Here is a 19,365-nt window from a genome sequence, read left to right on the forward strand (position 1 = left end):
TTGGGGCGGTGGACACGGCAGCGGATACCGGCTGCAGGCGAGCATTACGGACGACATCCGCGAGCTACTGGGTTCCAATCCAAGCTTTCATTTGCTGATCGCACATGGATATAGCGATATCGTCACGCCCTATGGGGTCAGCCGCTATGTCGTGGACCATCTGCCTGAAAGCCTCACCCAAGGCCGTGTAACCCTGGACGTCTATCGCGGCGGCCATATGTTCTACACAAATGCGCAGGCGCGGGCCGCTTTCACCGCTGATGCCAAGGCCTTCTATGGCCAGCATCCGGCGGCGCAGATCGCCGAATGAGGAGCCGATGCACGTTTCCGGGGGATGCCATTGCGGCGCGATTGCCTATGAGGCCGAGATCGATCCGCAGCGCGTCAGCATCTGTCATTGCACGGATTGCCAGCGGCTGACGGGGACGGCCTATCGCGTCAGCACGGTTGCGCGACAGGAGGATTTCCGGCTTCTCCGCGGTACGCCGAAAACCTATGTCAAGCATGGCGAAAGCGGAGCAATCAGCCGGCAATTCTTCTGCCCGGATTGCGGCTCGCATCTCTATCGCATCGGACAGGACAACGCCTTCGTCGGCATCCGCGTCGGCACCATCAATGAGCGGGCCGAGCTGTCGCCGCGCAAGCAGATCTGGTGCAGCTCTGCGCTGCCCTGGACCGGCAATATCGAAGCCCTGCCGCGCTTCGAAACGGAAAGTTAGGGTTGCCTGAAGCGGGGCCTGACATAGATAGAGCCTCATGTCATACCAGAAGCAGTCTCTCAGCGCCTCGAAACCGGATGCGGTTTCAGGGGAAGACTCTATTCTCGCTGTTCTCTCCGCCGAGCCGGAAAAATGGGCTCTTTTCATGGATATCGACGGGACCCTGCTCGAGTTAGCCGATACGCCGGACGACATCGTCGTTCCACCGTCGCTGCCTGCAAATCTCGATGCATTGGCGACAAGGCTCGCAGGTGCTCTGGCCCTCGTGACCGGCCGGGGGCTCGACTATGCCGACCAGCTTTTTTCGCCGTTCCACTTTCCGATCGCCGGACTTCACGGTGCCGAGCGGCGCGACCCGGACGGAAGCGTGCGCAAAGCCGAAGTAACAGCGCAATTCGAGACGCTGAAGGCGGATCTCATCGCGGAGACTGCCGGTTGGGCGGGGGTTCTGATCGAGGATAAGGGAGCGGCGGTCGCCGCACATTATCGGCTTGCGCCGGACAGGGAGCTCGAACTCGAACCATTGATGGAACAGGCGCTTCGTCGAGCCGGACCGAACTGGACGATCCAGCACGGCAAGATGGTGATCGAAATCCGTCCGGCCAGCGCCGACAAGGGCAACGCGGTCGAAGCCTTTCTCGCACATCCGGTCTTTGCCGGCAGACGCGCCATTGCCATCGGGGACGACGTGACCGACGAAGCGATGTTTCGCACGGTCAACCGGCTTGGCGGCCATTCGATCCGCGTCGGGCCGCTTTCGCCTGCGAGCGAAGCGCGCGGCTCCATCCCCTCTGCCGAAGCCCTGCGCGGCATCATTGAGACATTGGCCTCGTGATGATTTGAGCGCCCCGACGTATTTCATTGCATGGAAGGAACTGGCATGAGCCGTCTCGTCATTGTTTCCAATCGCGTGCCCGTTCCCGACAAGGGCGGCATTGCGCCCGCCGGCGGGCTGGCGGTCGCCCTGAAGGCAGCCCTTGAAGAGCGCGGCGGCATTTGGATGGGCTGGTCGGGAAAGTCGAGCGGCGAGCATGAGCCGCAGCCGCTTGCACGGCTGGAGCAAGGCAACATCACCTATGCACTGACGGATCTGACCGATACAGATGTCGAAGAATACTATCACGGCTTTGCCAACCGCGTTCTCTGGCCGATCTGCCACTACCGTCTGGATCTCGCGGAATACGGCCGCAAGGAGATGGCCGGCTATTTCCGCGTCAACCGTTTTTTCGCCCATCGGCTGGCACCCCTGATCGAACCCGATGACCTCATCTGGGTGCACGACTACCACCTGATCCCGCTCGCCGCGGAACTGCGTCAAATGGGCCTGAAGAACCGCATCGGCTTCTTCCTCCATATTCCATGGCCGCCTGCGGACGTGCTCTTCACAATGCCGGTTCACGAGCAGATCATGCGCGGCCTCTCGCACTACGATGTTGTCGGTTTTCAGACGGATCACGACCTTGAGAATTTCGCCGGCTGTCTCAGACGTGAAGGCATCGGCGACGAACTCGGCGAAGGCCGCTACAGCTCCCACGGACGGACTTTCAAGGGCGGCGCCTATGCGATCAGCATCGAGACTGCAGCCTTTGCCGAATTCGCCCAAAGGGCCGCGACCAACAGCATGGTCAAAAAAGCGCGCCTAAGCATCGAAGGCCGCAGCCTGATCATCGGCGTCGACCGCCTAGATTATTCCAAGGGAATCACGCAGCGCATCGACGCTTTCGAGCGCTTCATCCTGGCCAACCCGGCACAGCAAGGGCGTGTCACCTATCTGCAGATCACTCCGAAGTCCCGCTCCGAAGTGCCTGAATACGAAGCCATGCAACGCACCGTGGCCGAGCAAGCCGGCAGGGTGAATGGCGCTCTTAGCGCCGTCGATTGGGTGCCGATACGCTATATCAACCGCTCCGTGGGACGCCACATTCTCGCGGGGCTCTACCGGCTCGGCAAAGTCGGCTTGGTGACGCCGCTGCGGGACGGGATGAACCTTGTCGCCAAGGAATATGTGGCCGCACAAAACCCGGACGATCCGGGCGTGCTCGTGCTTTCGCGCTTTGCCGGTGCTGCCCGCGAGCTCAAAGGCTCCCTGCTGGTCAACCCCTACGACATCGAGGGTACGGCAAACGCGATGGCGAGGGCGCTCAGCATGCCGCTGGAAGAGCGGAAGGAGCGCTGGCAGATGATGATGGACCATTTGCTCGAACACGATGTTTCGCGCTGGTGCCGGGATTTCCTCAAAGATCTTGCTCCTTGAGCGCGTCTATGCCGGCCTCGGAGATCAGCCAGGCGGCAAGCCGATCGGTCTCCGCGCTCTGCGCTTTGGGCGGCACAAGCCAGTAGCCACGGTCCGTGGCCTCCAACATCGGTCCGGCTGTAACCAGCATACGTGACGCAAGCAGCGAATCCACCAGACCCATCCAGCCGATCGCCAGCCCCTGCTCGCCGATCGCCGCCTGCACGACAAGCGAATATGTGTTGAAACTGAGCTCGCCCTGCCCTACGGCCGCATCACGATTGATGCCGAGCTCGGCGAGGTAGCTCTTCCAATCGAACCACGGCGAGGGTGCGCGCGTATCGAGATGCAGAAGACGCGCCCTGGCAATCTCGAACGGATCGAAGAAGGGGCCGTTTCGATCCAGAAAACCTTGGGTGCAAATCGGGACGACCTTTTCCGGCAGAAGGAGCGTCGCGTTGCTGCCGAAGTCGTCCCGCGTTCCGAAGACGACGGCAATGTCGCCATCCGGAGGGCCGTGCTCCATGCGCTGCGTCGCGACGATCTGGATATCCATTTCGGGATAAAGGAGGCGGAAGGTATGCATACGTGGGATCAGCCAGAGCGATGAGAAGGCGTAATCCGTCCTCAGCCTGATCGCCGGACGTTCGGATTGGCTGCGAAAACTGCGCACCAACATGTCGATATCGTCAACCGTACGAGAGGTGACGTCGAAAAGCCTGCGGCCTTCCGACGTCAATTCGACACCGCGGTGCTGCCGCTGAAGCAGGCTGACGCCCATGTGCTCTTCCAGGCGGCGGATCTGATAGCTGACAGCAGGCTGGGTCAGGCCGAGAGTTCCGGCCGCAGACGAGAGACTGCCCATTTTCCCCACCGCGGCAAAGACGCGAACCCATCCAAGGTCAATTGGTCGCTCTGCCATAAGAAATCCTTTGATCACCCATTGAAAAAAGCCTGCTTCACAAGGGGAACTAACCTGATGTTCAATAAATTGCTCGAATAACAAGGGAACTGCAATGGAAAGAATTCGCCCACGAACCGGTTCTCTGCCAGCTTCCTCTTCTTCCTCCCCTGCGGTGCCGCTTCAAGCTGCATGGCAAAAGGCAAATCCAAAGGCCATCGATCCGTGGCTCTCCGGCCTCACCACGCTCGACGGGAAGCCTGCTGCCGATACGGCGAAAAGCTCGCTCGGCCTCTAATATCCAGGAACAAACGACACATGGCGCGCCCGAATATCCTCATCCTCATGGTCGACCAGTTCAACGGAACGCTGTTTCCGGACGGACCGGCCGAATTTCTTCACGCGCCGCATCTGAAGGCATTGGCGGAGCGTTCCGTGCGTTTTGCCAACACCTATACGGCAAGCCCGCTCTGCGCTCCGGCGCGAGCCTCCTTCATGTCGGGCCAGCTCCCCAGCCGGACACGCGTCTATGACAATGCCGCGGAATTTGCCTCCGACATCCCGACTTACGCGCACCATCTGCGGGCCACCGGATATCAGACAGCGCTTTGCGGCAAGATGCATTTCGTCGGGCCAGATCAACTTCACGGCTTCGAAGAGCGGCTGACGACCGATATCTATCCCGCCGATTTCGGCTGGACGCCCGACTATACGAAACCCGGCGAGCGCATCGACTGGTGGTATCACAACCTTGGTTCGGTCACCGGCGCCGGCGCCGCCGAAATCACCAACCAAATGGAATATGACGACGAGGTCGCCTACCACGCGACCCGCAAACTCTACGATCTTTCGCGCCGGCAGGACGAGCGTCCATGGTGTCTGACCGTCAGCTTCACGCACCCGCACGACCCTTACGTGGCACGGCGGAAATTCTTTGATCTCTACGAAGACTGCCCGGCGCTCGACCCTACGGTCGGACCAATCCCGTTCGATGAGCTCGATCCGCATTCGCAGCGCCTGCTCGAGGCTTGCGACTACAAGGCTTTCGACATTACGCCCGAACACATCCGCCGCGCGCGAAGGGGCTACTTCGCCAGCATCTCTTATGTGGACGAGAAAATCGGCGAGATCCTCGACGTGCTCGAGCGCGGACGGATGGCGCAAAACACCATCATCCTGTTTGTCTCCGACCACGGCGACATGCTCGGCGAACGCGGGCTGTGGTTCAAGATGTGCTTCTTCGACGGTTCGGCGCGGGTACCGCTGATGATTGCCGCACCCGGCTGGAAGGCAACACGAATAGATCAGCCGGTTTCAACGCTGGACGTGACGCCAACGCTGGCCGGACTTGCCGGTCTCGACATAAGCTCGCTCGAGAAATGGACCGACGGCGAGGATCTGGCCCCCCTCGCCATGGGCACCGGCAGTCGTGGCCCGGTGCCGATGGAATATGCTGCGGAAGGGTCGATCGCGCCGCTCGTGTGCCTGCGCGACAGGCGCTACAAGCTGTCGCTCTGCGAAAAAGACCCGCCGATGCTCTTCGACCTCGATGCCGATCCGCACGAGCTCAAGAACCTCGCTACCGACCCGGCCCATACCGCGACGCTCAAGGCATTGACCGAACAGGCAAATAGACGCTGGAACCTCGCACAATACGACCAATCCGTGCGCGAAAGCCAGGCACGCCGCTGGGTCGTTTATGCAGCGCTGCGCAATGGCGCCTATTATCCCTGGGACTACCAGCCGCTGCAGAAGGCCTCGGAGCGCTATATGCGCAACCACATGGACCTTAACGTTCTGGAAGAGAACCAGCGATATCCGCGCGGGGAATGACCCGCGCGGATAATTTTGCAGGAAATCAGGCTGCGTGCTTCAGATAGCCTATCGCGTCTTCCAGCGTGACATGGCCACGAAAGCCACCTGTGCTTTCAGCCGGTTCTTCGTGTTCGATCGCCAGGGCAAAGCGCACGGCTTGATTTTCCTGCAGCCTCTCATAGAGGCTGTTCAGTGCCGGGAAATGCTTGCGATCCACGACAGTGTGGAAATCGTTCCAACGGGCGATGCCGGCGAAATAGGCATCAGCAAGGCTGGGTGCTTTGCCAAGCAGCCACTTGCGGCCGGCAAGAAGTTGCTCGAGTTCCCTATGGACCTTCTCGACCTTGGCAACGCCATAAGCGGTCAGCGCCTTCCTGGCATCCGGCTCCAGCTCATGCTCGATCGTGTACCAGAGCGGGCTGAAGGCGTTGAAAAAGCTGGTATTGAGATAGGCGAGCATCTGGTTCAACCTATCAAACTCGGCGCTGCCCTGTTGAAAGCCGAGACCCTTGCGGATGTGGCCGGAAGCGATGTGGTTGAGGATTGCCATGCTCTCGCTGATGACACGGCCATCGCCAAGCATGAGCGAAGGTGTTTCGCCGATCGCGTTGATCCGCCCATAGTCTTCGCTCGAGACGACCTCCGGCATCTCGATGCGGCACAGATGATAGGGCTCGCCTGACCATTCGAGTGCGACAATGGAGGCAAGAGAGCAGCCTTCCGGCACGCCGTAAAACAAAATCGGAGACATTCGTCGTTCCTTTCGGGATTGAACTGATTTCACGACAAGAATATCGTTTTGTGGACGATTGCCGAACAGCTGCTCAAAATGCACATCAAAGTCTATAAATCTGGAAGATTGAATTGCGCTCCTTTAACCTCAACGACCTCAACCTTTTCGTTCACGCAGTCGAAGGCGGCAGCTTCACCGCTGCTGGACGGCGCCTCGGCGTTCCCAAATCGACGGTGAGCAAGCGGGTTGCGGAACTGGAGGCGAAGCTGGGCGCGCGACTGATCCAGCGCACCTCGCGCAGCTTTTCCCTTACGGATTTGGGACGCGACTTCTTCGAGCACGCGCAGGCGTCCGTCATCGAAGCGGAGATGGCGGAGAGCATTGTCCGGTCGCGTCTCGCCGAGCCGAGCGGCACCGTGCGCATCACGGCCTCGGTGCCGACCTCGCAGTTCATGCTGGCCGAGCATCTGCCGGACCTGGCGCTCCGATATCCGAAGCTTAAAGTCTTTCTGCATGTCACCGATCGCTTCGTCGATATCGTACAAGAGGGCTTCGATATCGCAGTACGCAGCCATCAGCTGCCGCTTGCCGATTCAAGCCTCGTGCAGCGTAAATTGGCAGAGCATGAATTTCTGCTGGTCGCCGCGCCATCCTATGTCGACAGGCACGGAGCTCCACAAGGGCCGGAGGATCTCGTGGCGCATGCTGCCGTCATGCCCAGCCTCACCGAGACGGCCTGGCGGCTTTTTTCCGCCACAGGAGACGAAACGCTGGTCAAGCCACCGCCGGTGATGGCGGCCGACGAACCTTTCGTCCTGCTAAGAGCCGCGGCGGCGGGAATGGGAATCACCATTCTTCCGACTTCCGTCTGCCGAGAGGCCATAGGGCAAGGGCGATTGATCCGTATCCTGCCAGAATGGACGGCGGGCAATATCACGACAACGGCTCTCCTCCCGCATCGACGCGGTCAACTGCCATCAGTGCGCGCCGTGGTGGAGTTCATAAGCGAGCGGCTGGGTCAGGAGTGACCCCACCGATCATATGCGTGCGAAAAGCCCCTGCTTCAGCGCCGCGATGCGGTCTTCATTGCGCCGGTAGAAGATCCATTGCTTTATACGTTTTGCGTGTACCAGCTCCGCCTGCACCAATATACGCATATGTTCGCTAAGCGTTGCCGGAGTTATGCCCAGCTTTTCGGCGATGAGCACGGCGCAGACACCGTCGTCTTCCAGGTCGCCATCCACCTGAGGCAAGAAATGCTCCCGCGGCTCTTTCAACCATTCGAGAATGACGAAGCGTCGTTCATTGGCGAGGGCTTTCAGAATATCAACATCTTGCATTTCGTCATTTTGCCAAGTAACGAAATATTGTCAATCCGTGGAGAGCCTGCATGCCGATCGCCCTTTCTGCCGAACGCATTGCCGAAATCGAAGGGCTGATCCGCCCCCATATCCGTCGCACACCCGTGATGTGCGTCGACATCGAGGATTTCGGCGGAGCGCCGCTCAAGGTCGATCTCAAGCTCGAATACCTGCAACATTCCGGCTCCTTCAAGGCACGCGGCGCCTTTTCCCACCTCCTTACGCGGCAGGTGCCCACAGCCGGCATCGTGGCAGCCTCCGGCGGCAACCACGGCGCAGCCGTTGCCTATGCCGCATCGCGGCTTGGCGTGCCGGCCACCATCTTCGTGCCGAGCGTTACCTCGCCTGCCAAGGCGGAGAAAATCCGCGCCTACGGCGCCAATCTGGTCATCGGCGGCGAGCGTTACGCCGATGCGCTCGCGGCGAGCGAGACCCATGAGCAGGCAAGCGGCGCGCTTGCCATACATGCCTATGACCAGGCGGAGACGCTGCTCGGTCAAGGAACGCTCGGCAAGGAAATCGAGGAGGACATACCGGACATCACCACATTGCTGGTCGCAGTCGGCGGCGGCGGATTGGTCGGCGGCATCGCCGCCTGGTTTCGCGGCCGGGTGAAGATCGTCGCCGTGGAATCCGATGGAGCGCCCACCCTCTACGAGGCCTTCAGGGCGGGTAAACCAGTGGATGCTCCGGCAGGTGGCATTGCGGCAGATTCGCTCGCCCCGAAACGGGTTGGTGAACTGATGTTTCCTCTCGCGCAGCAATTCGTGCAGCCGCCGGTGCTGGTAACGGACGACGAAATCCTTGCTGCTCAGAAAGCCCTATGGGAAGGGGCGAGGGTCGTTGCCGAGCCCGGAGGTGCGGCGGCATTCGCAGCGGTGCTTTCCGGCAAATATGTTCCGGTACGCAATGAACGCGTCTGTGTCTTGGTCTGCGGCGCCAACACGGGGGCCGTGAAATTCGACTGACTATTCCGGCGGCAACGGCACAGAGGGCCACCCGGCCGTGACTTGCGCCTGTACCGGCCGCTCGAGATACGTGGAAAGCGCTACGTAGCTGCGCGTGCCGCTGACGCCCGGGACGGAATGAATCTGGCCGAGGAGAAATTCGAGCGCTTGCGGATTTTCCAACCGCACCTTGAGGATCATGCTGGTATCCCCGGCGACCGAGTGCATCTCCTCCACCTCCGGAAACCGGCTGATCTGCAGCAGCCGTTCGCTCTTTCCCCAACCCGCCGCCTCCACATGCACGAAGGCCAACAGCGGCTTGCCGACTGCTGTGCCATCAAGCCGGGCGACCACATCCCGAATGACACCGGACCGCTTCAGCCGCTTGACCCGTTCGTGCACCGCCGGCGGAGAAAGCCCTACCTTTTCTCCCAGCACGGCGTAGCTCTGACCCGCATCGGCGGCGAGAGCTGCTAATATCTTTCGGTCGAACGGATCGAGGCAGGCGCCTTCCCGCCGCTTTTGCCGAATGCCGTCTGTATTTTCCATCCCTTCCTACTCCTGCATTTTCCGGCCGAACTTTATTCGGCAAAATTGCTGCAAAGCCATATGTAATTACACAGGAGCAGAAAATGGAAATGATCGTGCGCAATCCCCACGACGGCATCTACGCCGCCACGTCAGACTACGTGCATGCCATGGAGGTGCGCCAGCCTGACCGTCTTGTCTTCGTTAGCGGAACGATGGGCCTTGATGAGGCTGGTGCAGCCGGCGTCGATCTAGACTCCCAACTCCAACTGATCTGGTCGAACCTCAGGCGAATTTTGGCAGAGGCACAAATGACCGCAGACAACATCGTGCGGCTGACCAGCTATCTGCGCGATGCATCCTTTGCCGAGGCAAACCAGAATGCGCGGGTGGCGGCGCTCGGAGCGCGTCGGGTGCCGACAACAGCCATCGTCGTCGAAACGCTGCGGGAGGACTGGCTGGTCGAAATCGAGATTATCGCCGCCGCGTAATTGGAAATCACGCCGCTTTGGCGACGTGATACTCCTTGATTGCGACCATCTTGATTGCCGGATAGCGCTCCGCCTCGTAGCGCAGCGAGAAGCTGTCCTGCGCCAGGAACACCGGGTCGCCGTCGAGATCGCGGGCGATATCCCCGCGTTTGACCGTCAAGAACTTTTCGAGTTCCGCCGGCTGCTCGGCCGATACCCAGCGGCAGACGGAGAAGCGCGACATTTCGAAAGAGACCGGCAGGCCGTACTCCGCCTGCAGGCGCTCCTTCAACACATCGAGCTGCAGGGCACCGACAACGCCGACGATCGCCGGCGAACCGTCTTCCGGCGAAAAGAGCTGGACGACCCCTTCTTCGGCCATCTGCTGCAGGGCCTCCTTCAGCTTCTTCGCCTTCATCGCGTCTTCAAGACGGACACGACGGAGAATTTCCGGCGAGAAGTTAGGCACGCCCTGGAACACCAGCGCTTCGCCTTCCGTCAGCGTATCGCCGATGCGCAGCGTGCCGTGGTTCGGAATACCGACGACGTCGCCCGCATAGGCGGTATCGGCGAGCTGTCTTTGCGAGGCAAAGAAGAACTGCGGCGCTGTGAGACCCAGTTGCTTGCCCGTGCGCGCAAGACGTGCCTTCATGCCGCGTTCCAGCTTGCCGGAGCAGATGCGGGCGAAGGCAATGCGGTCGCGGTGGTTGGGGTCCATATTGGCCTGGATCTTGAAAACGAAGGCCGTCATCTTGTCTTCGCTTGCATGCACCTTGCGGGTATCGGCTACCTGGTCGCGCGGCGGCGGGGCGAATTCACCGAGTGCGTTGATGAGATCGCGGACACCGTAATTGCGGAGCGCCGAGCCAAAGAAGACCGGCGTCATGTGACCCTCGAGGAAAGCCTTGCGGTCGAAGGGACGGCAAGCCTCCATCGCCAGTTCCGTCTCGTCGATGAAGGCAACCCGCTCGTTTTCCGGCAACCGATCAGCGACGCTCTGAGGTCCGTTGACCGGCGTTGCTTCCACTTCCGTATCTGAACCGCGCACAGTGTTCGTGGCCAGGTGATATGAGCCACAGAAAGTTTTGGAGCGGCCGATTGGCCAGGTAATCGGCGCGGTGTCGAGCGCCAGTTTCTCCTCCACCTCATCCAGGATCTCGAACGGATCGCGGCTTTCGCGGTCCATCTTGTTGATGAAGGTGATGATCGGGATATCGCGCATGCGGCAGACTTCGAAGAGCTTCAGCGTACGCGGCTCGATGCCTTTGGCGGCGTCGATCACCATGACGGCGGCGTCGACAGCTGTCAGCGTGCGATAGGTATCGTCCGCGAAGTCTTCGTGGCCGGGCGTGTCGAGAATGTTGAAGACGTTGTCGTCATATTCGAAGGTCATGACGGAGGTCACCACAGAGATGCCGCGCTCGCGCTCGATCTTCATCCAGTCCGACCGGGTCTGGATGCGATCCTTCTTCGCCTTGACTTCACCGGCGAGCTGAATTGCGCCGCCGAAAAGAAGCAGCTTTTCGGTGAGCGTGGTTTTGCCCGCATCCGGGTGCGCGATAATAGCGAATGTGCGGCGGCGAGAAACCGCCTCGGCGAGACTTTCGGCCATGATGTGAATCCTGTGGAATTGCGGCGTATCTAGCGATTAAAGCCCGCCAATGCAATTGACCTTGGGCCTCCCGGCGCAAAGTAATGTCGCATGACCATTCACAACGACATGCGTCCGCAGCTCAACCTTGTCCGTTTGCCCAATGGCGAAGGTCTTGACCTGCCCTCTTATGAGACGAGCGGTGCTGCGGGCATGGACCTTCGGGCGGCCGTTGCCGATAACGAGCCGATGACGCTCGCGCCCGGCAAGCGCGCGCTGGTGCCGACCGGCTTCATCTTCGAAATTCCGGATGGCTACGAAGCGCAAGTCCGGCCCCGTTCCGGCCTCGCTTTCAAGCACGGCATCACCTGCCTCAACACTCCCGGCACGATCGACAGCGACTATCGCGGCGAAGTGAAGGTGCTGCTCGTCAATCTCGGCGATGCCGCGTTCGAAATCACGCGCGGCATGCGCATCGCGCAGATGGTGATCGCGCCGGTCACTCAGGTGCGCGTTGCAGAGATCACCGAAAGCAGCGCTACGGCACGCGGCGCCGGCGGCTTCGGCTCGACCGGCGTTTGAGCAAGTCGTTCGATAGTGCCGGGCTGACCTTTCGTCAGGACTATTTCGACGATCGGGCAGCATGGGCAGCGCTCGTCTCTCTCCTCGGCGATACATTCGGCATCGATATCGGGCCGCTGCAGCAGCTCGGCGGCCCGGATCCGACAAGCATGCCTTTCGGCTGGTTTGCCGCCGGCAACACGCTTGCCGCCAATCTATCCGCCTTTGCCATGCCGCTCGTCGTCAACGGCCGGCAGATCAACGCGGCCGCCTTCCAATCCGGCGCCGTTCGCCCGCCATGGCGCGGACGCGGGCTTTACCGCGACGTGACGTGTAAGGCGCTTGAATGGTGCGAGAGTCGGCAGTTCGAGGCTATCGTGCTCTATACCGACAAGCCTTTGCTCTACGAACCTTACGGCTTCCGCAGCCTGCCGATGCACCGCTATTGCGGGGCAGCACCGAAACCATATTCCGCGGGAAAACCTGCCCGAGAGCTCGATCCATTGAATAAGGCGGATCTCGCTTTGCTGCAGGAGGCGCTGAAGACGCGGACACCGGTTTCGGATGTGCTGGCCGTTTCGGGCAGTGCGGCAATGTTTCTCATAAATACCCAACTCGATCCCGAGGTTCGTTTGAGCTGGCTCGACGCGGAGAAAGCCGTCATCGCGTGGAAAGCCGGGAAGTCTGGCCGCTTCGGCCTGCTCGACGTCGTCGCTACGGAAATTCCGCCGCTTGCCGTCATCCTCGGCAGGCTCGGCGAGGGGCCCGAACAGGTCGACGTCTTCTTTTCGCCGGACAAGCTTGACTGGCGCGGAGAGGCTCTCGCCTTCGACAGCGGAACGGCCTTCATGGTCCGCAGTACGACCGATCTCGCGCCCGCGTCGCCGGCGATGCTCTCGCCGATGGCGGACTTCTAGACAGAACGGTTCGCGAGGCATCCATTCAGCGGCTCGAAAGCGGCGGCAGGCGCCGTTTGACGGGGGAAGCCTTGATCATCGAGGTGTTGGTCTCAGCCCTTTCGGCCACCTTGTCCAGAATACCGTCGAGTTCTCCCATCGAGCGGACGACGAGGCGGGCGATAAAGCAATCGTCGCCGGTTACCTTGTCGCATTCGATGAATTCCGGTGTCTCCTGGATGATGCGCTCGACGACATGCAACTGTCCCGGCAACGGCCGGACGCGGACGATTGCCTGTAGCGGATAGCCGAGCGCAGCCGGATCGATATCGATCGTGAAGGCCGTGACGATGCCGCGCTCCTCCAGCCTTCGCAACCGTTCCGCCGCGCTTGGCGAGGAGAGGTTGGCCACCTGCGCCAGCTCTTTTAGCGAGATGCGCGCGTTCTGCGCCAGCGCATCGAGGAGACGCTGGTCGATGCTGTCCAGGCGAGATGCTTCGTTAGCCGTCAATACGAGTTTACCTTTCATTATTAGGAGAAATTCGATTATCGCGCATTGCAGATTATAGAGATTGGCATCCAAACACAATAATCTCTAAAGCACAAAAGGAGATCGCGATGCAGAACGATATAGGCAAAGGCACGGTTGAGATGACGGCGGCAATGGTAATTTCGGGGACGATCGGCTGGTTCGTCGTCATGTCCGGCCAGCCTGTGAGCGGAGTTGTTTTCTGGCGTTGCCTGTTTGGGGCTGCGAGCCTTCTTGTCATCTGCGGCGCCCTCGGATTCTTGAGGCCCGGCATTCTCTCGCCGAGAACCTTTGGCATCGCCGTGCTCGGCGGGATCGCCATCGTGGCGAACTGGCTGCTGCTTTTCGCCTCCTATTCGCACGCATCGATCTCGATCGCGACCACCGTCTACAATACCCAACCCTTCATGCTTCTGGCGCTCGGCGCCGCATTCCTCGGCGAGAAGATCACTTTGGCGAAACTCTTTTGGCTGGCGCTCGCCTTTGCCGGCATGGTGGCGATTATCGAAGCCAAACCTGATGCCGGCGGCATTTCAGGCAGCTACGGGCTGGGTATTGCGCTGGCACTTGGGGCGGCCTTCTTCTATGCGCTGGCGGCACTTGCCGCAAAGTGGCTGAAGGGCACGCCGCCGCACCTGATCGCACTCATTCAGGTTTCGACCGGCATTCTCATGCTGGCGCCCGTGACCGACTTTTCGGACCTGCCTACAACGGCCGGATCGTGGTGCATTCTTGTGGCGATGGGCGTCGTCCATACCGGCCTGATGTATGTACTGCTCTACGGCGCAATCCAGAAGCTGCCGACACATCTCACCGGCGCACTTTCCTTCATTTACCCGATCGTTGCGATCGCGGTGGACGGCCTCGCTTTTGGTCGCGCACTGCAGCCATTGCAGATCCTCGGTGCGGCAATCATCCTTGTTGCGGCAGCGGGAATGAATCTCGGCTGGACGCCCGGGCGTTGGCTGCGACCTATCCGAAATTGATCGCCGCTGCCTGTGCAAGCCGGATTTCATGGCTGCCGGCATCGAACTCGTCGAGCACGGCGTTGTGGTGGGCAATGATCTGTTCGAAGCGGAGTTCGCCCATGTCGGCCGTCATATGTCCATCGGACATCAGCGTCACATCGTAGCCGAGCGAAACGGCGCGCCGCGCGGTGGTATCGACGCAGAACTGGGTCATGCAGCCGCCGACCACCAGCCTGGTGATGCCGTTCTCCCTGAGGCGCGCTTGGAGATCGGTTTCGAAGAACGAGTCGCAGCTGCGCTTGTGAACGACGACCTCGCGATCTTGAGGCGCAATCTCGTCGCGCAACTGCCAGCCTTCGCTGCCTTCCGCAAGACGGTGGGATGCGTGTCCGTCATGCTGGACGATGACGACCGGTGCATTCACCGCGCGGGCCCTTTGGAGAACCTCTGCGAGACGCGCCACCGTTTCGTCCAGCGTCTTGTCGATCAAAGGCTGGCGCCTGGTGCTTCCGAGGCCTTTCAAGATAGCATTCTGAACATCGATCAGCAGCAGTCCGGTTGTCATCGGCTTTCTCCCCTTCGGCGCACTTCTATCTGATTCGAGCGTGTGACTTCATCTTGAAAGCGGGCCGTAGCATCAGTAAGAGAAGCTCTGAGGAGAGCAAAGATGACCGTTGCAGCCCTGCTTGCCTATAGCGGCGCCCTTTTTATCGCTGCGATCATTCCCGGACCCGGCATCACCGCGATCGTTGCCCGCGCGCTCGGCTCGAATTTTCGCGAGACCTTCTTCATGGGTCTCGGCCTTGTTCTCGGCGACATCACGTACCTGACGGCGGTGATCCTCGGCCTTGCATTCGTGGCGCAGACCTTCACCGGAATATTCCTCCTCATCAAATTCGCCGGCGTGCTTTACCTCTGCTACATTGCCTACAAGCTCTGGACGGCAGGTCTTTTGCCGCAGGATATTACCGCGCGCAGATCAAGCAGCATCGGCATATCCTTCCTGTCCGGCCTTCTGGTGACGCTCGGCAACCCGAAGACGATGCTCTTTTACGTCGCCCTCGTGCCGACACTAATCGACATCAACCACATCGGCCCTCGAGAATATGGCATACTTTTAGTCGCAACCTTCGTTGTGCTGCTTTTGGTTTTGATCCCTTACATGCTGCTTGCGTCGCGCGCCCGCACGATGCTGAAACAGCCGCGCGCGCTGCAAGCGGTCAACCGGGTTGCGGCGAGCATCCTGGCCGGAACCGCAGCCTTTATCGCTGCACGCGCAGCCTGAAAAAATCATTCGGCAAAGCACCGTTTTCAAAGGATTTTTTCTCCCGGACGACCCTTCCGTGGATCAAGCCCCTCTGGCCTGCTTGGGCCTTTGACCCTATTCTCTCGCCCAACAATCATGAAGGGAGCGCACCATGTCGAGAAAACCGGGCCGCGGCCGCATCTACTCGTCGATCACGGAAACCATCGGCGATACGCCGATCGTCCGCCTCGATAAGCTGGCCAAGGAAAAGGGCGTGAAGGCCAACCTGCTCGCCAAGCTCGAATTCTTCAATCCGATTGCTTCCGTCAAGGACCGCATCGGCGTCGCGATGATCGAGAGCCTCGAAGCGCAAGGCAAAATTTCCCCTGGCAGGACGACGCTCATCGAGCCGACCTCCGGCAATACCGGCATCGCGCTCGCTTTTGCCGCCGCCGCCAAGGGCTACAAGCTGATTCTCACCATGCCGGAAACCATGTCGGTCGAGCGACGCAAGATGTTGGCGCTGCTCGGCGCCGAACTCGTATTGACCGAGGGGCCGCGGGGGATGAAGGGCGCAATCGCCAAGGCGGAAGAACTTGCCGCAACGCTTCCCGACGCCATCATCCCGCAACAGTTCGAGAATCCGGCAAACCCGGAAATCCACCGCAAGACAACGGCCGAGGAAATCTGGAACGATACGGAAGGTGCCGTCGACATCCTCGTTTCCGGCATCGGCACCGGCGGCACGATTACCGGTGCCGGCCAGGTTCTGAAGTCGAAGAAGCCGGGCATCAGGGTAATCGCCGTGGAGCCCGAGGAATCTCCGGTTCTTTCCGGCGGCCAGCCGGGGCCGCACAAGATCCAGGGCATCGGCGCCGGTTTTGCCCCGGCGATCCTCGATACGAAGATTTATGATGAAGTCGTCACCATCAACAGCGCGCAGGCGATGGAAACGGCGCGTCTTGTCGCCAGGCTTGAAGGCGTTCCGGTCGGCATTTCCTCAGGCGCGGCACTGGCGGCGGCAATCAAGATCGGCAGCCGCGAGGAAAATGACGGCAAGAACATCGTCGTCATCATCCCATCCTTCGCCGAGCGCTATCTTTCGACTGCCCTCTTTGAGGGTCTCGGAAACTGAACTTCCGGCTGAAATCGGGGTGCTTCGGCGCCGCCCCTTCCTTCGTCAGGCCGACGCCGTTCGCCGGCGATAAGATCGGACCGCGCCACCTTGAGTACGGTGATAGCCGCAGGCTCGAAAACCGCATCTTCTCCGCGGCGTGGCGCAGCAGTGCGGACCGCCGGCATCCGTTCGGCATCGTTGAGTGGAGCATGATCGACCCGTTACAGCAGCCATTCAGGGGCCGACTTAAGGACGACTAAACGGTTTCCCTTCCTCATCCTTGCGGTTCAGCCGCTCGACCAACTCCTCGGCATCCTCCTCGGAGAGCATATCCATGACCACCCCATCGATAACGACCGCCTGTCCGGTGACTGCATCGACTACCGTCCAGTAGATGTTTAGGTTCTTGCGATGGCTATACCGCACCGTTGCCATGAGGTGTTCCTTTGGGCGTGGCGAGGCCTTGGCTTTCCTCTTCCCCTTCCGCGTCTCGGTTCCCTTCTCTTGGGCGTTAAGGATAAATTCAAGGTTGCTCGCGGTATCGTGCGGCAACCGATCGAGAATCGCTCCGTCCGTTTCCGCAGCCTTTCCTTCGCGGTAGTCGATGACACGCCAAGTGCCGTCGGAGTTCTCCTCTAAGCCGTACCGCTTGTAGGGCATTGGTTCGCCTTCGGTTACCTTATTACCACTAAACGCCGACCCCGGAGTGTTTGTTGCAGATACCCGAGACCCCATCGAATATACAGAACGCGCGGCGCCCCCCGGCACCGCTTCGATATGCCGTACGGTTCAAGATAACCGTTTGAAAAACACCAATAAAATCTCTTCAAAACTGCGAATGATGCTTGGCTCGCTGCATTGCTCGCCACACCTGCGCCGACAAGCCTTAAAGGTGTCGACCTCCTCAGCACAATGAATACCATTTCCGCGCCCGCCGCTATCGGCAGGGAAAATCAATCCCTTCCCCCGCATTTGCGCCGATTGCTGCCGGAGGCGCGCCGGCAACGAGTGCAATCGTGCCGTCCAGATTGAGTTCGCCGAGCGGAGATCGGCAACACAATAAAGGAACAAATTCACGTCTCAGCTGCAGTCAGGTTGCGAAGGGTTGTAGGGCGTAGACGAAGGGGGCCACGAGCCGGAGCCGGAACATCCTATGGGCGCTTACGCTCAATCGCATCCCAGAGAAGGCTTGCGATATCAGCGCCGCCGAACTTGCGGACTTCGCGTATCCCGGTCGGCGACGTGACGTTGATTTCGGTCATGTAGTCGCCGATCACATCGATGCCGACCAGCAGGAAGCCGCGTTCCCTGAGCGCCGGGCCGATGCGTTGGCAGATTTCCTTTTCACGCGCCGTGAGCTCGGTCGCTTCCGCGCGACCGCCGACATGCATGTTGGAGCGGCTGTCGTGGTCGGCAGGAACCCGGTTGATCGCGCCTGCCGGCTCGCCGTCAACTAAAATGATGCGCTTGTCGCCCTTGCGGACATCGGGAAGATACTGCTGGGCGATAAAGGGTTCGCGGAAGAGCTGGCCGAACATTTCGAGCAGCGAGGACAGGTTTCGGTCGTCCCTCGTCGAGTGGAAGACGCCGGCACCGCCGTTTCCATAAAGCGGCTTCAAGATGATATCGCCCATCTCGTCGCGGAAGCGGCGGACCTCGGCCGCATCCTTGGTGATCAGCGTCTTCGGCATGAGATCGGCAAATTCGGTGACGAAGATCTTCTCCGGCGAATTGCGCACCCAGGCCGGATCATTGACAACGAGCGTCTTCGGGTGAATGCGTTCCAAGAGATGCGTCGAGGTGATGTAGGCCATGTCGAAGGGCGGATCCTGGCGGAGCAGCACGACATCCATGGTCGAAAGATCGACCCGTTCGGGCGCACCGAGCTCGAAATGATCGCCCTTCACGTCGCGCAGCAGCATCGGTTCGACGGAAGCGTAAAGCTTGCCGTCGCTGAGGCTCAGCCGCTCTGGCGTATAATGGAAAAGCGCGTAGCCCCGGGCTTGGGCCTCAAGACCCATGGCGAAAGTAGAATCGCCTGCAATGTTGATGCCTGCGACATGGTCCATTTGGACCGCTACGTTCTTGATCTTGGCCATTTCCGTCCCTCAGTGAGTGCCGGACAGATGTAGGTCGCAAGCAAAGCAAACGCAACGGCCAATCAGGACCTTCAAGGTGTGGGCATCAAGGATTTCAGGCCGCGAGACCCTGCTGGCCGCTGCTGCGCAAAAGGTTGCGAAGCCGGTAGAGGATTGCCACAGGCCTGGGGAAGGGCTTGCGCAGAAAAGCGACCTTCCGGACGTAGTTGTCAACCCGCCAGTTCGCCCATGTGCCGCCCGCGAAGAACGCAACGTCGCCGGCGCGCAGCGTGCGTTCCGTTCCGTCTTCGGCGGTGACGTGCACCTCGCCTTCGAGGATCATCACCGTCTCGTCCCAGCCGAAGAACCAGCGGAACTCGCCGGCTGTGCAATCCCAGATCGCCGTGAGCGATGCGTCGTCATGACCGCGGGAATGTTCGGCCGTGCGCGCCTGCGGGTTGCCATCGACGATCCAGTCAGGATTGATCGGCGTCGATTTCATCGGCAGGTGGTCGCTGGAGTGTGCGACGAAATTCCTGCCGCGTGTTGGCGCGACCGCGTACGGCAGCGAACGCGCGGCCATTGCGACTGCGCTTGCGAGCATGAGCTTCATGGCCATTAGACCCCCAAATTTGCTACCCCAATCATTGCGGAATAGCAGAGAGTCGTAAC

At 60.3% G+C, this 19,365-nt stretch carries 22 protein-coding genes and 3 pseudogenes; 14 read left to right on the forward strand and 11 right to left on the reverse strand.

Going from position 1 to position 19,365, the window contains the following annotated elements; all coding sequences use genetic code 11:
* From C9413_RS03435 to otsA, 4 genes and pseudogenes are all read left to right on the forward strand, one after another.
* A pseudogene (locus tag C9413_RS03435) lies at nucleotides 1-310 on the forward strand (carboxypeptidase); the annotation flags it as partial.
* Between the two features lie 7 nt (nucleotides 311-317).
* Nucleotides 318-719, forward strand: coding sequence for a GFA family protein (locus C9413_RS03440; RefSeq protein ID WP_039843676.1), 402 nt, complete (start codon nucleotides 318-320; stop codon nucleotides 717-719).
* A gap of 37 nt (nucleotides 720-756) precedes the next feature.
* Nucleotides 757-1,554 (forward strand): trehalose-phosphatase, encoded by a 798-nt coding sequence (gene otsB, locus C9413_RS03445; RefSeq protein WP_039843675.1) that lies wholly within the window; start codon nucleotides 757-759, stop codon nucleotides 1,552-1,554.
* Between the two features lie 45 nt (nucleotides 1,555-1,599).
* Nucleotides 1,600-2,973 carry an alpha,alpha-trehalose-phosphate synthase (UDP-forming) gene (gene otsA / locus C9413_RS03450; protein ID WP_039843674.1) on the forward strand — a complete coding sequence of 458 codons (1,374 nt, stop codon included), beginning with the start codon at nucleotides 1,600-1,602 and terminating at the stop codon, nucleotides 2,971-2,973.
* On the opposite strand, the gene C9413_RS03455 is transcribed toward otsA, so the two are convergent.
* Nucleotides 2,954-3,874, reverse strand: coding sequence for a LysR family transcriptional regulator (locus tag C9413_RS03455; protein ID WP_039843673.1), 921 nt, complete (start codon nucleotides 3,872-3,874; stop codon nucleotides 2,954-2,956). The genes otsA and C9413_RS03455 overlap by 20 nt on opposite strands.
* A 169-nt stretch (nucleotides 3,875-4,043) precedes the next feature.
* Here C9413_RS03455 and C9413_RS33030 point away from each other — a divergent pair.
* Together C9413_RS33030 and betC are read left to right on the forward strand one after the other, a co-directional pair.
* Nucleotides 4,044-4,151 (forward strand): annotated as a pseudogene (locus C9413_RS33030) (glycine/betaine ABC transporter substrate-binding protein); the annotation flags it as partial.
* A gap of 20 nt (nucleotides 4,152-4,171) precedes the next feature.
* Nucleotides 4,172-5,686 carry a choline-sulfatase gene (gene betC, locus C9413_RS03460; protein WP_039843671.1) on the forward strand — a complete coding sequence of 505 codons (1,515 nt, stop codon included), beginning with the start codon at nucleotides 4,172-4,174 and terminating at the stop codon, nucleotides 5,684-5,686.
* A gap of 25 nt (nucleotides 5,687-5,711) precedes the next feature.
* On the opposite strand, the gene C9413_RS03465 is transcribed toward betC, so the two are convergent.
* Nucleotides 5,712-6,419, reverse strand: coding sequence for a glutathione S-transferase family protein (locus tag C9413_RS03465; RefSeq protein WP_170250186.1), 708 nt, complete (start codon nucleotides 6,417-6,419; stop codon nucleotides 5,712-5,714).
* Nucleotides 6,420-6,532: 113 nt separating this feature from the next.
* Here C9413_RS03465 and C9413_RS03470 point away from each other — a divergent pair, with 113 nt between their 5' ends.
* Nucleotides 6,533-7,429, forward strand: coding sequence for a LysR substrate-binding domain-containing protein (locus tag C9413_RS03470; RefSeq protein ID WP_039843669.1), 897 nt, complete (start codon nucleotides 6,533-6,535; stop codon nucleotides 7,427-7,429).
* 9 nt (nucleotides 7,430-7,438) lie between these two features.
* On the opposite strand, the gene C9413_RS03475 is transcribed toward C9413_RS03470, so the two are convergent.
* Nucleotides 7,439-7,741 carry a helix-turn-helix domain-containing protein gene (locus C9413_RS03475; protein WP_039843668.1) on the reverse strand — a complete coding sequence of 101 codons (303 nt, stop codon included), beginning with the start codon at nucleotides 7,739-7,741 and terminating at the stop codon, nucleotides 7,439-7,441.
* Between the two features lie 50 nt (nucleotides 7,742-7,791).
* Here C9413_RS03475 and C9413_RS03480 point away from each other — a divergent pair, with 50 nt between their 5' ends.
* Complete coding sequence (locus tag C9413_RS03480; RefSeq protein WP_039843667.1) at nucleotides 7,792-8,730, forward strand: threonine/serine dehydratase; 939 nt, start codon at nucleotides 7,792-7,794, stop codon at nucleotides 8,728-8,730.
* On the opposite strand, the gene C9413_RS03485 is transcribed toward C9413_RS03480, so the two are convergent.
* Nucleotides 8,731-9,258 (reverse strand): Lrp/AsnC family transcriptional regulator, encoded by a 528-nt coding sequence (locus C9413_RS03485; RefSeq protein WP_039843666.1) that lies wholly within the window; start codon nucleotides 9,256-9,258, stop codon nucleotides 8,731-8,733.
* Between the two features lie 83 nt (nucleotides 9,259-9,341).
* Between C9413_RS03485 and C9413_RS03490 the strand changes: the two genes are divergently transcribed.
* On the forward strand, nucleotides 9,342-9,728 hold the full coding sequence (locus C9413_RS03490) for a RidA family protein (RefSeq protein ID WP_039843665.1): 387 nt from the start codon (nucleotides 9,342-9,344) through the stop codon (nucleotides 9,726-9,728).
* Between the two features lie 7 nt (nucleotides 9,729-9,735).
* Here C9413_RS03490 and C9413_RS03495 read toward each other — a convergent pair whose 3' ends face one another.
* Nucleotides 9,736-11,319, reverse strand: a complete 1,584-nt coding sequence (locus C9413_RS03495; RefSeq protein ID WP_039843664.1) for a peptide chain release factor 3 — start codon at nucleotides 11,317-11,319, stop codon at nucleotides 9,736-9,738.
* A gap of 90 nt (nucleotides 11,320-11,409) precedes the next feature.
* Here C9413_RS03495 and dut point away from each other — a divergent pair, with 90 nt between their 5' ends.
* A complete protein-coding gene (gene dut, locus C9413_RS03500; RefSeq protein ID WP_039843663.1) occupies nucleotides 11,410-11,880 on the forward strand; it encodes a dUTP diphosphatase in 471 nt (156 codons plus the stop codon).
* A complete protein-coding gene (locus C9413_RS03505; RefSeq protein ID WP_039843662.1) occupies nucleotides 11,877-12,776 on the forward strand; it encodes a GNAT family N-acetyltransferase in 900 nt (299 codons plus the stop codon). The genes dut and C9413_RS03505 overlap by 4 nt, the downstream gene beginning before the upstream one ends.
* 25 nt (nucleotides 12,777-12,801) lie before the next feature.
* On the opposite strand, the gene C9413_RS03510 is transcribed toward C9413_RS03505, so the two are convergent.
* Nucleotides 12,802-13,284 carry an Lrp/AsnC family transcriptional regulator gene (locus C9413_RS03510; RefSeq protein ID WP_039843661.1) on the reverse strand — a complete coding sequence of 161 codons (483 nt, stop codon included), beginning with the start codon at nucleotides 13,282-13,284 and terminating at the stop codon, nucleotides 12,802-12,804.
* A gap of 89 nt (nucleotides 13,285-13,373) precedes the next feature.
* Between C9413_RS03510 and C9413_RS03515 the strand changes: the two genes are divergently transcribed.
* A complete protein-coding gene (locus C9413_RS03515; protein WP_039843660.1) occupies nucleotides 13,374-14,270 on the forward strand; it encodes a DMT family transporter in 897 nt (298 codons plus the stop codon).
* Here C9413_RS03515 and C9413_RS03520 read toward each other — a convergent pair.
* Nucleotides 14,257-14,817, reverse strand: a complete 561-nt coding sequence (locus C9413_RS03520) for a cysteine hydrolase family protein (protein ID WP_039843659.1) — start codon at nucleotides 14,815-14,817, stop codon at nucleotides 14,257-14,259. The genes C9413_RS03515 and C9413_RS03520 overlap by 14 nt on opposite strands.
* Before the next feature lie 102 nt (nucleotides 14,818-14,919).
* Here C9413_RS03520 and C9413_RS03525 point away from each other — a divergent pair, with 102 nt between their 5' ends.
* Nucleotides 14,920-15,537, forward strand: a complete 618-nt coding sequence (locus C9413_RS03525) for a LysE family translocator (RefSeq protein WP_039843658.1) — start codon at nucleotides 14,920-14,922, stop codon at nucleotides 15,535-15,537.
* A 133-nt stretch (nucleotides 15,538-15,670) separates the two neighbouring features.
* Complete coding sequence (gene cysK / locus C9413_RS03530; protein ID WP_039843657.1) at nucleotides 15,671-16,633, forward strand: cysteine synthase A; 963 nt, start codon at nucleotides 15,671-15,673, stop codon at nucleotides 16,631-16,633.
* A 228-nt stretch (nucleotides 16,634-16,861) separates the two neighbouring features.
* Here cysK and C9413_RS34395 read toward each other — a convergent pair whose 3' ends face one another.
* The 4 genes and pseudogenes from C9413_RS34395 to C9413_RS03550 all read right to left on the reverse strand — a co-directional run bounded on the left by C9413_RS34395 (nucleotide 16,862) and on the right by C9413_RS03550 (nucleotide 19,312).
* A complete protein-coding gene (locus C9413_RS34395) occupies nucleotides 16,862-17,275 on the reverse strand; it encodes a hypothetical protein (protein ID WP_318299793.1) in 414 nt (137 codons plus the stop codon).
* A gap of 273 nt (nucleotides 17,276-17,548) precedes the next feature.
* Nucleotides 17,549-17,657, reverse strand: a pseudogene (locus tag C9413_RS03540) (ATP-binding protein); the annotation flags it as partial.
* A gap of 109 nt (nucleotides 17,658-17,766) precedes the next feature.
* Nucleotides 17,767-18,714, reverse strand: a complete 948-nt coding sequence (gene gshB / locus C9413_RS03545) for a glutathione synthase (RefSeq protein ID WP_039843656.1) — start codon at nucleotides 18,712-18,714, stop codon at nucleotides 17,767-17,769.
* Nucleotides 18,715-18,808: 94 nt separating this feature from the next.
* Nucleotides 18,809-19,312: a cupin domain-containing protein gene (locus C9413_RS03550; protein WP_039843655.1), complete on the reverse strand. Its 504-nt coding sequence runs from the start codon at nucleotides 19,310-19,312 to the stop codon at nucleotides 18,809-18,811.
* Between the last annotated feature and the right edge of the window lie 53 nt (nucleotides 19,313-19,365).

It is taken from the genome of Rhizobium sp. SEMIA 4085 (assembly GCF_013004495.1).
GTDB classification, from domain to species: Bacteria; Pseudomonadota; Alphaproteobacteria; order Rhizobiales; family Rhizobiaceae; genus Rhizobium; species Rhizobium gallicum.